Raw genomic sequence first — 15,646 nt, 5'->3', positions numbered from 1 at the left:
ATTCGTAAATTTCCCCCATGAACTATTTAGCACATATTTATCTTTCAGGGGATAATGATTTGGTAACAGTCGGAAATTTTATTGCCGATGGTATTAAAGGAAAAAATTATAAAAATTACCAAAGAGACATTCAAATTGGTATTTTATTACACCGAAATATAGATACTTACACAGATGCTCATAAAACAGTTAGACTGAGTACTAAAAGGCTTCATGAAAATTACGGCCATTATTCTGGAGTGATTGTCGATATACTTTACGATCATTTTTTGGCTAAAAACTGGACCGCTTATTCTAGTGTCCCTTTGGCAAAATATGTCGATACCTTTTACGATTCTCTAGAAGATAATTACAGTGCGCTTCCTTCACGAATTCAAAAAATGATGCCTTACATGATTAGCGACAACTGGTTACTAAGCTACGCATCCATTGAAGGTATATCTAAAGTTTTAGATGGCATGAACCGACGTACAAAAAACAGATCGGGAATGGACAAAGCCGTACACGAACTAGAACTTTTCTATAAAGAATTTGAAAGTGAATTTTCTTCATTCTTTGATGAACTTATCGCTTTCTCAAGTGAAAAATTAAAAGAACTTAACGAAACAATTTTATGAAACACATTCTATATACTGCACTTTTACTCTCATTTTTTGTTTCATGTAAAAAAGAAGTTAAAGCACCCGAAAGCATAAAACAAACTGGGTTAATAACTCAAAATGCTATGGTTGTTTCGGCACGTGTTGAAGCCTCTAAAATAGGAAATGATATTCTTAAAAAAGGAGGAAATGCCTTTGATGCTATGGCTGCCACAGAACTTGCCTTAGCTGTTGCATATCCATACGCTGGTAATTTAGGCGGTGGAGGATTTATGGTTTACCGTAAAGCAAATGGAGAAACTGGCGCTATAGATTACCGTGAAAAAGCACCAATGGCTGCTACTAAAAACATGTATTTAGATGAAAGCGGCAACGTAATTCCAGAAAAAAGTACACTTGGTGCTATGGCTGTTGGCGTACCAGGAACGGTTGCTGGAGTATTTGAAGTGCACAAAAAACTTGGCTCTTTACCTATTGAAGATATATTGAACCCCGTAATCGCTTTAGCTAGAAAAGGGGTTTTAGTTACCGAAAAACAAGAAAAACGTATTGAACACTACCAACCATTTTTTAAGAAGGCGAATAAAGACTCTATTCTTTTTGATAAAGCTTGGAAAGCAAACGACACCATTAAATACTCTAACTTAGCGGAAACGCTAGAACGTATTTTAGAACATGGAAAAGATGGATTTTATAAAGGTGAAACGGCTAAAACACTAGCTAGTTTCATTCAAGATAACGGAGGAATCATCACAGAAGAAGATTTAGCCAGCTATGAAGCCCAATGGCGTACACCTATTAGTTTTTCTTATGATGATTTAAAAATTATTTCGATGTCGCCACCCTCTAGTGGAGGCGTTTGTTTGGCACAAATAATGAAAATGATTGAACCTTTTCATATCGATGAATTTGGTCATAATTCTGAAAAAACCATTCAAGTAATTACCGAAGCCGAACGTCGCGCTTATGCCGATAGAAGTTTTTATTTAGGTGATCCTGATTTTGTAGAAATCCCAATTGAAACTTTAATTAATGAAGCTTATTTAGGCGGTAGAATGGACAATTTTTCATTTGAAAAAGCAACGTCTTCTAAAGATGTTTCTCATGGAAATATTGCTATCATTGAAAGTGATGAAACCACGCACTACTCTATTGTAGATCAATTTGGAAATGCTATTTCTGCAACAACAACGCTAAATGGCGCCTACGGTTCTAAATTGTATTGCTCGGAGCTTGGCTTTTTCTTAAATAACGAAATGGACGATTTTAGTAGCAAACCAGGAGAACCTAACATGTTCGGACTTATTGGAGCCGAAGCAAATAGCATTGTACCCCAAAAACGTATGTTAAGTTCTATGACACCAACAATTGTTGAGAAAAACGGTGAGTTATTTATGTCTGTTGGTACACCAGGAGGCGCCACCATAATCACATCGGTTTTACAAACTATTTTAAATGTTCACGAATTCAATATGACCATGCAAGAAGCAGTAAACGCGCCACGGTTTCACCACCAATGGTTCCCAGATGAAATTAACATGGAACCTAATTCTTTCGATAAAACTATAATTGCAAACCTTGAAAAATTAGGGTATTCAATTAATGAAAAAGATTCTCCTGTAATAGGAAAAGTAGATGGAATTCTTGTTTTAAATGATAAAACGTTGGAAGGAGGCGCAGATTATCGTGGAGATGATACCGCGGTTGGGTTTTAACAAAAGACATCATTAGAATATTAACTTTTTTCACTAATAAATCCTCTATAAAAGCACTTTATTAAACACCCCATAATTAGTCTTGTGCCTTTATAGCAATATAACCTTATTAAAAATAAAATGTAATGAAAAACAAATACCTACTACTGCTTTTTTTAGTGTTTTTAACAATATTCAATGGCGATATATCTAATGTGTTCGCATTAAACACAGATAATATACATTCAATAAATAACTCTGAAATTTCTGGTTACACCATGAATCTTACTGCTAAAGGAGAAGAGTGCGCGGGAGACGGAAACATCCAAATAGAAATCAATGCTTCTGAAATAGGCGCTACTTTTGAGTTTTTAGTTTATGACACCTCAGATTTAACAACACCAATAAATAGTGAAACAGTATTTGAAGGACCAATTAGTTCTGCTGACTTTACAACCAATATAACAACTATAAATAGTGGCACCTATATTATAAGAGCAACTGAAACCATTGGAGCTACTGATACAATAATAGAACAAGTAATTACAGTCGCTAATAACATTGTACCTATTACTTTTGACGCCATCCAAGAAAGTGCTTGTTTAGGAACTATCAATGTATTATTAAACTCTGGTAATGTTTTAGAATATAGAGTTAGACAAGCTGGTGTGTTAATTGAAACCATTACTCAGGCTCAAATAGACGCTGGTACTGAAAGTACGTTTACAAATTTAGCCTTTGGAGACTACACCATTGAAGTTGAAGATGTTTGTGGCAACATAGTAGTTCAAGGAATTAATTTAATAGACCTAGCCCCTACTTATACAAACCCTTATGTATTTAATAATAATATTGATAACGAAGATTGCTCGCAAACAAAACTTTTTATTTATGTATTGGAAGAATTAAGCACAGGAAGTATAACAAATGATCTTGATGAAAACTTTTATCCTTTTGATGTAACAATAACTTATGATGATGATGCCGATGGAAATGATACAGTGATGACTGATACCTGGACCTCCAACAATGAAAATGGGGCCTATTATAATCTTCCAACACAAGACACATCATATTCAGTGACAACACAAATAACAAATGTGTGTGGTAGCGTTGTTTATTTAAGTACTGTTGATTTTTCTGGTCCACCAAAATTAAATGTTATTCCGCGAACAACTCAAGAATGTGGAGGACAGCGTCTGAGGTTTTCCGATTTTGCAAACTTTGCATTTCCAATGACCATTGAGGTTTTATCTGCACCAGCCGCTTTCGATCTAAATAATGATCCAAACCTTTATAACTCTATTTTTCCTGTTGGATCTAATATTTCTGATCCAATTCCCAACGCTAACACTTTATATTTTGGACACTACAACTTAAGCCTTCCTGATGGAAGTTACACTTTTGCATTTAAAGACAACTGTGGTCGCCAAGTAAATAAAACTATAAACGTTGTAACCGATAACAGCCCAAGAGAATTAAGTATTAGAACCAGAGAAGGTTGTGGTGCAACAGGTAATTTAGAAATAAATGTAACAAAGCAAGGAACTTCTGATACAACTTCAGCTGCTGGCTTTAACAGCGTAACTATTACCTCTGCACCTGCAAACTACACAGGGCCACTAACAATAGACATAGTAACATCTACTGTTAATAATTTTTATGGAGATTTCATATACCTTTATGATTTACCTGCAGGTGATTATACTTTTGATGTAGAAACAACATGCGGCTACTCTTTAACTGGCTCCAAAACTATCAATGGAGTTCTTTTTAAAGATGTGGACGCCTCGATTACATCATTTTGTGGTAGCTTTAATCTTAATCTAACTGCGACATTTAATATAACCAATCCAACCTTTGTTCTTCAAAAATTTAACACTACAGATGGCGTTTGGGCAAATATTAATAGTGCTACTGCCGAGTTAACTAATTATGTAGATAACACATATTTATACCAAGATAGCAACACCTCTGTTATATTAACTAATACTCAAAATAACTATGGGCAATTCATAACTGATAGTGGTTTTATTAATAATGTTACCGGATCTGGATTATTTAGAATTTATTATTCTTTTTTAAGAACTAGTGAGCAAGAACGTTGCTATAACACGCTTCAAGAATTTACAATTGGTGATAATAACATTACGCTTGTTGATTTTTCTGTAATCGATTGTGGAAATGGCACTAATGATTTATTAATTGATGCATTAGGTGTCAATTTAAATTATGAGTTAATAAGTAAAGATGGAGTTGCACTTAGCCCTGCTATTGATAACGGTAACGATCCTGTGTTTACAGGCTTAACACCTGGTCTATACGAGGTACAAATAAGTGATGATTGTGGCGCTATAAGTAATTTTGTTATTAATGCTAATAAATCTCAATTATCTGTTATACAGCCCTACAACTTGTGTGTTGGAGAAAATGGTTTTCTTACTACTAATGCTTTATCAATTATTGATGTTACATGGACCAAAGATGGAGACCCTAGTTTTTCTGCTACGGGAAACACTTTAAATTTCACACCGTACTCTGCTACAGATACTGGTACATATAATGCAGTTCTAAGCTATAGTGCTAATCCAAATTCTTGTGCTAACCAAACCTTAAGTTATACAGTTACTAGTGCACCGCCTATTGCTGGTAATGGACAAACTGTAGATATCGCATTTATAGATACTACTTTAGAGAATTTATTCGACTACATTAATGGTCCTTATGATAATTTTGGAATCTGGACAGAAACTACTGCAACACCTTCAGGCACTTTAAATGATAATTTATGGGATGCAACTGGATTAGAGGCCGGAACTTACACTTTTGATTATGTTGTTGATACTGGTTGCAATGGTATAGATAGCACTACAGTAACTATAAACATATTAGAAAGTGATTTAACAGCTATTGACAATTCTGTTTTAGATATCTGCCCATCAACAATTTACAACAACCTTTTAAATGTGTTAGATAATGACACCTACGGTCAACAGCCATTAGTACAAACCGATTTTTTAGTAACTACAGAAACTGCAGATCCGGAAAACGTAATTACCATAGACGCCATGGGAAATATAGATGTAAATAACATCAGTTTACCTGGACAAACTTACACATTAGAATACAAAATTACAGAAACAACAAATACTGATAACTTTGATACAGCATTCTTAACCGTAACTATAAAATCCATTTCTGAATCGGTTTCTCCAACTTTTTCTACAACCCCTACACAAGTTCAATGTTATGATGACATACCATCGAGCACTATTTTAAGTCAAACAGAATTTGAAACTTTAGGAAATGCCGATGGCTTAATTAACAATAATAATTGTGGCCTAATAGAAATCACAGCAGCAAATAGTCTAGATACTGGTAATTGTAATCAAACCGTAACCCGAACCTATACTGTAATAGAGTACTTAGATATCAATAATGATAACATTTATAATACAGGAGACACTTTATTCTATGAAACAATTTCTACTAAAAACTACTTAGTAAACGATACAGTGGCTCCTAGTTTAACCGGTACAATAGCAGAAACAACAATAGCAAAATGCTCTGTTAGCGATGCCGACATAGCAGTAACTACCGTACCTGAGTTAGAACTCATGGGATTAACTATTACAGATTCATGTAGCAATGATAACGATTTAATTGTAACAAGCGATGACACAGTTACCGGTACCGACCCAATTGTAATAACAAGAACTTATACCATTAAAGATCGTTGCGACAACGCTACTAGTACCATTCAAATAATAAATATAGAGGATAACGAAAGTCCAACTATTAATTGCGCTATTGACATAACAATAGATACAGATACTGGATTATGCACTGCTAGCAATGTAAATTTAGGAAACATAACAGCTGTTGATAACTGTATTGTTGCTAGTTTAACAAATAACGCTCCTACAATTTTTCCTACTGGAGATACTACAATAACTTGGACAGCGACAGATGGAGTTGGAAACACCAGTACTTGCGAACAAATTGTTACTGTAGAAGATAACGAAAGTCCGACATTTACTGCTCCAGATGATATTGAAATTTTTTCAGACATTAACTCTAACTATGATATTAGTATTAATATTACTGGCGATGTATTAGATGAATTGGATAATTGTTCTACAGGAATTCAAGCCACTTTTATAGACACTATTGTTGACGGCGAATGTCCTGGTTCTAAAATCATTACTAGAACATGGAGTTTAGAAGATACTAATGGCAATTCGGCTATAGATCAAATACAAACTATTACAGTCTTAAACGATACTATTCTGGCAAATCAAAATTTAGAAACTTATAGTGTTTGCGATGACACCCCTGAAACAGATAATAATACAGCAAACAATACCACTGTTTTCGATTTAAGCATCCAAGACAACAATGTTCTAAACGGCTTAGATAATACTATATATTCTGTTAGTTATTATCCGACTTTTGATGATGCGGAACAAAAATCAAATACTCTACCTAATCTTTACGAAAACACAATTAATCCTCAAACTATATATGCGCGAGTAGATAACAATTCACCAGGAAGCACATGTTATGCCATTACCGAACTAGGGTTAATGGTAGAAAGTTTACCATATATTCAATTAGAAGAATCATACTTAATATGTGTTGACACCAATGGAATTGCTATTGACGATTCTACGGTAATAAATATTCCTTTAAATAAACCGGAATATAGCTTTTCTTGGTATTACAACGGTATAATTATACCAAACGAAACGGAACCATCACTAATACCAAATCAAAGTGGTGAATACAATCTTATTGTAACCGATATGCTTAGCCCTTTCATGTGCTCCAATAACTATACAATTATAGTTGAGGCGAGTGCACCTCCAGAATTAAGCTACGAGTTAACACCTGCATTTGCAAACCTGCATGATGTAACAGTAACCGCGACTGCTTCTGAAATTAGTACAATAACAACAAATCATACATTTATTTTAAACGATGGCTCCCCACAATTAGGTACAATTAATAGTGACGGTACTTCAAGCTACACTTTCACAAATATTAAACCTGGTTACAATGTAGTAACAGCTAATAATATCGACGGATGTGGTGAAAACAGTATTGAGATATTCGTTATAGATTACCCACTATACTTCACACCAAATAATGATGGCTACAACGATACCTGGAACATTTATTCTATAGATACTCAACCCGATGCTATAATTTATATTTTCGATCGTTACGGAAGGTTATTAAAACAACTAAACCCTAAAGGTAAAGGATGGGATGGCACTTATAATGGTAATTTAATGCCTACAAACGATTATTGGTTTACTGTAGAATATAGGGAACCAAAAACAAATGAGAGAAAAATTATGAAGGCACACTTCACACTTAAAAGATAATTCAAAAATTAATATAAACGCATGAGCAAAAGTTCATGCGTTTTTTGATTTATTTCTGAAATATAATAAAGCTTTACAACTGAAATTCAAGGAGAACAAACAGATGCTTTGGCAGAAAAATATATTAAATGGACCTTTTAAAGCAGATAACATGACCATGCAAGAAGCGCTAAACTCGTCACGCTTACTCCATCAATGGCTGCCAGATGAAATTAACATGAAACGCCATTCTTTCGATAAAACTATAATACAAACCCTTAAAAAATTAAGGTATTCAATTAACGAAAAAGATTCTCCTGTCATAGGAAAAGTAGATGGAATTCTTGTTTTAGATGATAAAACTTTGGAAGGAGGCGCAGATTATCGTGGAGATGATACCGCCATCGGATTTTGAGTGATTAATACACCTAAAACTTCTAGCTTTGCATTATTAAGATAATAAATTCTCTCAGTTTGAAAATAAAGAAAGTAACAAAAATCGTTTTAGGAATCATTGTATTCCTCACATTACCAAGCATTTTACTATTTGGTTTTGTCTATTTTAAATATAATGAAGATTTACCAACAGGAGTTAAAGGTGAACAAGCAGATGCTCTGGCAGAGAACATGCTTAAAGCCTTAGATTTCGAAGCTTATAAAAACACAGACTATATTGAATGGACGTTTAAAAACAGACACCATTACCAATGGCAAAAAAGCCAAAACACCTGTGATGTTTTTTGGAAAGACTACAGAGTTGCTCTAGACTTAAACAACCACAGTTTAAGCAAAGCTTATGTTCATGGTTTTATTACAGAAAACGAAATTGCTGAAGAACTTAAAGAAAAGGCTCTTAATTATTTTAATAACGATTCCTTTTGGCTTGTGGCACCTTATAAAGTTTTCGATGCAGGTACCGAACGTCGCCTCGTAAAGCTAGCAAACAACAAACCCGCACTTTTAATTACTTACAAGTCGGGAGGCTCTACGCCTGGAGATTCTTATTTATGGATTTTAGATGATAATTATAAACCTGTATCTTTTAAAATGTGGACATCCATACTCCCTATCGATGGTTTAGAGGCCACTTGGAGCGATTGGAAAACTACCGAAACAGGAGCTTTATTACCAAACTTCCATAAACTTATGGTTTTAGGATTAGAAATTGACCATCTTAAAACATCAAACTAAAATAGCTTCACCTAGATTAATAAACTATTAATTTTAAGATTAATACAAGAACTTTTAATTAAAATTATGTAATTTTATTCCACCCAAAACTGGAAGTTCAAGTTTTAATACATCAAGTAACTTCGATAATTATTAACCCACAAATTAATTAAATCGATTTATAATGGCGCATAAATTTGTTGGCTTATCGGAGGATCACAAAAAAATATATTTATACGAGCTTAACGTAAAAACAGGTAATCTTAAAAAAGAACGCCAAGTTTTATGGGGAGATTGGCTTTCTATTAAAGGCAACCATGATTTTAGTGACATTGGACCAGGTTGGCTAGCCATAAACTGGTCGCCAAACACACCAAAAGCCAAAACACTTTTTATAAAAGAAGTTGATACTACGGACACTAGACCATTAGAAATTGTTTTTGTAGACGTGGGCCAAGGTGATGGCGCTGTACTAATTACCCCTGAGCGTAACGAAGAGGAACGCATTATGGTTATTGATGCTGGAGAAGGAGAAAACATGAAAACCTTTCTCGAAGGCAGGTTTGCCCACCGTGGATTTCAATTTGAAGCAGCCATAATTACCCATCCCGATATGGATCACTACTACGGGTTTAAATCTATATTTGAAAATAACACCATTGGATTTAACACTATTTATCAAAACGGTTTGGTGGAGCGTCCAGTAAAAGGAACTTTTGATAAAGTTGGAGGTTATAAAGAAGATGCTACGACCAAAAAAAAGTACATTGAAAATTTAGCCATAAACAAAACTGACATTGAAGCACATTTTAGTGATAATTCAAACTTTGGTAGATATGTATTTCCGAAGGTTATGCATGCCGCTTTAAACAATCCTAAAATTAAGGATTTCAAAATGCTTTCTATCGACTCAAGCCAAAGCACTCATGAAAATGATAGAATTTACATGCCAGACTTTGCGCCTTCCGACGGAAAAAATTACAGCATAGAAGTACTCGGACCTGTTACGGATAAAGATAAAAATGATAATATTCGTTTAGAAAAAATAAGCGATTACGGAAAAACAAAAAACGGCCATTCTATAATTTTAAGGCTGCATTACGGAAAATTTAAAGTATTATTTGGTGGAGATTTAAATAAGCCTGCCGAAAAATTTCTTCTAAAACATTACACAAAACGAAAATCGTTTCCTAGATACGGTACCGAAGCATCAAAAATCATGATTGAAGAAGCAAAACATTGGTTTAATGCTGAAGTAATGAAGGTTTGTCATCACGGCGCAGCCGACGTTACTAACGAATTTATGTCGTCTGTAAATCCGGCTTGCTTTGTAATTTCTTCTGGAGATCAAGAAGGTCACGTACATCCAAGACCAGATTTATTAGGACGCTTAGGTAAATACGGCAGAGGCGATTCTCCCGTTTTACTTTCCACAGAATTACAGCGCTCTACACGAGAGCATGAAGATAAAAACGTAATCTCTACCTTGAAGAAAAACATTGGCAAAATGGTGAAAAATCCGTCGGATAAGCTCAACGCTTTAATCGAAGAAGGTATTAACCATTTAGCAAAAACCAATGTAGACGTATACGGCGCTATCTATCTTAAAACAGATGGCGAACGCCTGATAACCGCTTTTAAAATTGAAGAAAAATCTAAATTAAAAAAGTGGTTTTATTTTGAATATAAAATTGACGATTCTGGTGAACTTACCTTAATTAGTTAAACCCATTTTATTTGCTACGTTGGCCAATAAAATTATGAGCTTTCGATTTAAATAAAATATTAAAACTAGTTAAGCTGCCATAAATTCTAGTAATATATTGTTGTAAATCTATTTTACCTTGTTCATCCAAATCACTAGCGTTAATGCGTTGCTCCATAACACGCAAGCGATCGCGAACCATTATTATTTTATTAAAAAACTTATCAATTGGTAACTCATATGGTTTCATGCTAGCATCGGCTGGTTCTAAAATAAGTTTTCCGCCTTTATACTTATCAGCAATAGGCACAATTTCACTCACATCACTCCATTGCTTTAATATTTTAACCAAGCTACTTTCAACTTCAGAAAAACTTACAGCATCTACATCGCCATCAGCAGCTTCAATAATTTCAAAATCACTGTCTAAATCAATAGTTTCTAATCCGGTTTCTATAAACGTTACCCAATAATGCTGAGATGTTACATTGGTAACCACACCTTTTCCATGAGTAGCATGATTAATTCGAGACCCAATACCTAATAATTTCATATGATGTTGTTTTTATATTTTAAACACAATAATACTAAAACTAAATAAATTTTGGATGAAATTTTCACTCATCAAACACTCAAAATATTCTTAATTTCTTGTTAAAGTCATTCAGAAAAATAATTTGACTCCACCCATAACTTTAGAGGGTACAAATAGAAAAACTGAATACTTTACTTACAAATGTATCCAAAATAATATACCACCACTATTTTAGACAATAATAGAACCATAAACTACCCTGTTTTTTATAGGGATTACTCATGTTACAACGGTTTTGAAGTATTTGTTAATTAATCTTAAAGCCCTTGACATGAATGTTTTTAAGGTATATTTTTATTGAAACCAATAACTAAATACACCTTATAAATTATGAGAAAATTATTATTTACCGCTTGTTTATCTGTTTTCACCATAGCTTTAAGTGCACAAGACACGCCAGAAATTGGAGATCAACTTATTGTGAATTCACCAACAGGGCAAAAATACAACCATGTTAAATTCCCTAAATTAAACTTTTTAGTAAAAAAGGGCAAAATTGCCAATTACAAAAGTGTTCAAGGCAGCGAAGTTGTTGTTAGCGATATAAAAACGTGTAACAAAGGCACAAAATATGTAATTTTAGAAAAGAAAGATGGTAGCAAGTTTTTTGGATATTTAAAAACTGTTAAAGCAAATTACGATGCATCTATAAATTCGGGTGAACTGTCTGTAATATAATGCAGCGTAAACCAAAGCATCTAGAAGAATTACACTATTCTAAGCGTAATTCCTTTTAACAAAATAGACAATTAATCTTCACAAGATTTTAACATCAAAAATCGTAACTTCGCACTTTTGCCAATTTATGAGCCAATTTGATGATTTTATTGAAGTAAAAGGAGCGCGAGTTCACAACTTAAAAAATATAGACGTTTCTATTCCCCGAGAAAAGCTTGTGGTTATTACAGGTTTGTCGGGGAGTGGAAAATCGTCTTTAGCTTTTGATACTATTTATGCCGAAGGGCAACGCCGATATATAGAAACATTTTCGGCATATGCCCGACAATTTTTAGGTGGATTAGAACGTCCGGATGTTGATAAAATAGACGGCCTCTCCCCTGTTATTGCTATAGAGCAAAAAACCACAAGTAAATCGCCACGATCTACGGTTGGTACTATTACAGAAATTTACGATTTTATGCGCTTGCTTTTTGCTCGTGCCAGTGATGCTTATAGTTACAACACCGGCGATAAAATGGTGAGCTATAGCGACGATCAAATTAAAGCACTTATTCTAAAAGATTTTAAAGGAAAACGTATTAATGTTCTAGCGCCTGTAGTGCGCTCTAGAAAGGGGCATTACCGCGAACTTTTTGAGCAAATTGCTAAACAAGGTTTTGTAAAAGTACGTACAGATGGCGAAATAAAAGACCTTGTAAAAGGTATGAAGCTCGACCGTTATAAAAATCACGATATTGAAATTGTAATCGATAGATTAAAAATTGACGATACCGAAGATAACGATAAACGCCTTACCGAAACTATTAACACCGCCATGTATCATGGGGAAGATGTGCTTTTAGTAATAGATCAAGACACCCAAGAAGCACGTTACTTTAGTAGAAGTTTAATGTGCCCAACTTCGGGAATTTCTTATCCAAATCCAGAACCAAACAACTTCTCGTTTAACTCACCAAAAGGTGCTTGCGATAATTGTAGTGGTATTGGCGAACTATACCAAGTAAACGAAAGTAAAATTGTTCCCGACGATAGTTTATCTATTAAAAACGGAGCATTAGCACCACATGGTCCAGAAAAAAACTCTTGGATTTTTAAGCAGTTTGAAACTATTGCACAACGGTTCAATTTTAAATTAACCGATGCCTATAAAGATATACCTAAGGAAGCCAAACAAATTATTATGTATGGTGGTAACGATAAATTTTCGGTTGAAAGTAAAACTTTAGGCGTAACTCGCGATTATAAAATTGATTTTGAAGGTGTTGCTAATTTTATTGACAATCAATATAAAACAGCCGAATCGACTTCTTTAAAACGTTGGGCTAAAGATTACATGGACAAAATTACATGTCCGGTTTGCGAAGGCACTCGACTAAAAAAAGAATCGCTTTACTTTAAAATAAACGAAAAAAACATAGCCGAATTAGCCAATAGTGATATTGTAGAATTATCCGAATGGTTTAAAAACTTAAACGAGCATCTTTCTGAAAAGCAACTAAAAATTGCTGAAGAAGTAATAAAAGAAATTAAATCTAGATTGCAGTTTCTACTGGATGTTGGCTTAAATTACTTATCGCTTAACCGAAGCTCAAAATCACTTTCTGGAGGAGAAGCACAGCGCATTCGTTTAGCAACTCAAATTGGATCGCAATTGGTTGGTGTACTTTATATATTAGATGAACCAAGTATTGGTTTACACCAACGTGATAACGAAAAACTAATAAACTCTTTAGTTGCTTTAAGAGATATCGGAAACTCTGTAATTGTGGTTGAACATGACAAAGACATGATTGAGCGTGCCGATTATGTTATTGATATTGGTCCAAAAGCAGGAAAACATGGTGGTAATATAATTAGCATTGGTACTCCAGAAGAATTAAAAACTCACGATACTTTAACAGCCGATTACTTAAACGGAAAGCAAGAAATTGAAATCCCTAAAAAACGTAGAGAAGGTAATGGTAAATTCTTAGAGATTAAAGGCTGTACGGGTAATAATTTAAAAAATGTATCTGTTAAATTTCCCTTAGGAAAAATGATTGGTGTTACTGGTGTTTCTGGTAGCGGTAAATCGACTTTAATAAACGAAACCCTCTACCCTATTTTAAATGCCTATTATTTTAATGGTGTTAAAAAACCGATGCCTTATAAAAGCATAAAAGGTTTGGAACATATTGATAAAGTTATTGATATTAACCAGTCGCCTATTGGTAGAACGCCACGAAGTAATCCTGTCACTTATACAGGAACGTTTAGTGAAATTAGAGCCCTATTTGCAAAAATCCCTGAGGCCATGATTCGTGGTTACAAAGCAGGTCGTTTTAGTTTTAATGTGAAAGGCGGACGTTGTGAAACCTGCCAAGGTGGTGGTTTACGCGTTATTGAAATGAATTTCCTTCCCGATGTTTATGTGGAGTGTGAAACCTGCCAAGGGAAACGTTTTAATAGAGAAACCTTAGAAATTCGTTACAAAGGAAAATCGATTAGTGATGTCTTGAATATGACGATTGATGAAGCCGTAGATTTCTTTGAGCACATACCAAAAATATACAGAAAAGTAAAAACTATACAAGATGTTGGCTTAGGATATATTACTTTAGGCCAGCAAAGCACAACCCTTTCGGGTGGTGAAGCACAGCGTATAAAACTAGCTACTGAGCTTTCCAAAAGAGATACCGGCAATACCTTTTATATTCTAGATGAACCTACTACAGGCCTGCATTTTGAAGACATTAGGGTGTTAATGATTGTTTTGAACAAATTAGCAGATAAAGGCAATACCGTTTTAATTATAGAGCATAATTTAGATGTTATAAAAACGGTCGATCATGTTATTGATATTGGCTACGAAGGTGGTAAAGGCGGTGGCAAGGTTATTGTAGAAGGTACTCCCGAGGTAGTTGCTAAACACAAAAAGAGCCACACCGCTCGTTTTTTAAAGCTAGAGCTTGAAAACGGAAAGTAAACAAATTAAAAAAACTTTTAAAACAGAATAATACATATGAAAAAAGAACAACACCCTAAAGGTTGGAATGAAAATAAAACAAACGATTCTTGGGCCATTTTTAAAATAATGGGCGAGTTTGTTAATGGTTTTGAAAAAATGAGTAAAATAGGACCTTGTGTTTCTATTTTTGGATCGGCACGTACTAAGCCAGATCACAAATACTATAAATTAGCAGAAAAAGTAGCTGGTAAAATTGTTGAACACGGTTACGGTGTTATCACTGGCGGTGGACCAGGAATCATGGAAGCAGGTAACAAAGGTGCGCATTTAGGCGGTGGAACTTCGGTTGGACTAAATATTGAATTGCCTTTTGAACAACATGACAACCCTTATATTGACAACGATAAAAGTTTAGATTTCGATTACTTTTTTGTTAGAAAAGTAATGTTTGTAAAATACTCTCAAGGTTTTGTTGTTATGCCAGGTGGTTTTGGAACTTTAGATGAATTGTTTGAAGCCATTACATTGATACAAACACATAAAATAGGTAAATTTCCAATAATACTAGTAGGTACAGATTTCTGGAAAGGCTTAATTGACTGGATTAAAACGACACTTTTAGATAGTTTTGAGAATATTAGCGCGAAGGATTTAGACTTAATTCATTTAGTTGATACTGAAGATGAAGTTATAGATATATTAGACGCTTTCTACAAAGAATCTAGATTAACACCTAACTTTTAATACATACACAGGTAAAGCTTCTAAACTAGTTACTATTACTGGTTTTAGAAGCTAGCCCTGCGTTAGGGATTGAGGCATTGTTGAAGCTCTTTTTGTGTGGTTGCACCTATGCAACACAAAAAAGCGACTGCCGAAAGCCCGA

10 protein-coding genes are annotated in these 15,646 nt (G+C 34.3%); 9 read left to right on the top strand and 1 reads right to left on the bottom strand.

Annotation, left to right across the window (positions count from 1 at the left end; translation table 11 throughout):
- Positions 1 to 17 precede the first annotated feature (17 nt).
- The 6 genes from GQR98_RS12610 (at position 18) to GQR98_RS12585 (ending at position 10,558) form a co-directional block, all read left to right on the top strand.
- Positions 18 to 617, top strand: coding sequence for an ACP phosphodiesterase (locus tag GQR98_RS12610; protein WP_159019801.1), 600 nt, complete (start codon positions 18 to 20; stop codon positions 615 to 617).
- Positions 614 to 2,314: a gamma-glutamyltransferase gene (gene ggt, locus GQR98_RS12605; protein WP_159019800.1), complete on the top strand. Its 1,701-nt coding sequence runs from the start codon at positions 614 to 616 to the stop codon at positions 2,312 to 2,314. Before GQR98_RS12610 ends, ggt begins: the two co-directional genes overlap by 4 nt.
- Before the next feature lie 125 nt (positions 2,315 to 2,439).
- Positions 2,440 to 7,683, top strand: coding sequence for a T9SS type B sorting domain-containing protein (locus GQR98_RS12600; protein ID WP_159019799.1), 5,244 nt, complete (start codon positions 2,440 to 2,442; stop codon positions 7,681 to 7,683).
- A 103-nt stretch (positions 7,684 to 7,786) separates the two neighbouring features.
- Positions 7,787 to 8,077, top strand: coding sequence for a gamma-glutamyltransferase (locus GQR98_RS12595; protein WP_159019798.1), 291 nt, complete (start codon positions 7,787 to 7,789; stop codon positions 8,075 to 8,077).
- A gap of 59 nt (positions 8,078 to 8,136) precedes the next feature.
- Positions 8,137 to 8,853, top strand: a complete 717-nt coding sequence (locus tag GQR98_RS12590) for a hypothetical protein (RefSeq protein ID WP_159019797.1) — start codon at positions 8,137 to 8,139, stop codon at positions 8,851 to 8,853.
- Positions 8,854 to 9,016: 163 nt separating this feature from the next.
- Positions 9,017 to 10,558, top strand: coding sequence for a ComEC/Rec2 family competence protein (locus GQR98_RS12585; RefSeq protein ID WP_159019796.1), 1,542 nt, complete (start codon positions 9,017 to 9,019; stop codon positions 10,556 to 10,558).
- A 7-nt stretch (positions 10,559 to 10,565) separates the two neighbouring features.
- On the opposite strand, the gene GQR98_RS12580 is transcribed toward GQR98_RS12585, so the two are convergent.
- Positions 10,566 to 11,090, bottom strand: a complete 525-nt coding sequence (locus GQR98_RS12580) for a hypothetical protein (RefSeq protein ID WP_159019795.1) — start codon at positions 11,088 to 11,090, stop codon at positions 10,566 to 10,568.
- Positions 11,091 to 11,462: 372 nt separating this feature from the next.
- Between GQR98_RS12580 and GQR98_RS12575 the strand changes: the two genes are divergently transcribed.
- The 3 genes from GQR98_RS12575 to GQR98_RS12565 all read left to right on the top strand — a co-directional run bounded on the left by GQR98_RS12575 (position 11,463) and on the right by GQR98_RS12565 (position 15,504).
- Entirely contained in the window at positions 11,463 to 11,810 is a 348-nt protein-coding gene (locus GQR98_RS12575) for a hypothetical protein (RefSeq protein ID WP_159019794.1), read from the top strand.
- Positions 11,811 to 11,937: 127 nt separating this feature from the next.
- A complete protein-coding gene (gene uvrA, locus GQR98_RS12570) occupies positions 11,938 to 14,778 on the top strand; it encodes an excinuclease ABC subunit UvrA (RefSeq protein ID WP_159019793.1) in 2,841 nt (946 codons plus the stop codon).
- A gap of 36 nt (positions 14,779 to 14,814) precedes the next feature.
- Positions 14,815 to 15,504, top strand: a complete 690-nt coding sequence (locus tag GQR98_RS12565; RefSeq protein WP_042499644.1) for a TIGR00730 family Rossman fold protein — start codon at positions 14,815 to 14,817, stop codon at positions 15,502 to 15,504.
- Positions 15,505 to 15,646: the final 142 nt, after the last annotated feature.

The organism is Algibacter sp. L3A6 (genome assembly GCF_009796825.1).
Classification (GTDB): domain Bacteria; phylum Bacteroidota; class Bacteroidia; order Flavobacteriales; family Flavobacteriaceae; genus Algibacter.
The sequence above is the reverse complement of the archived record's forward strand: the minus strand, read 5'-3'. Positions and strand labels throughout refer to the sequence as shown.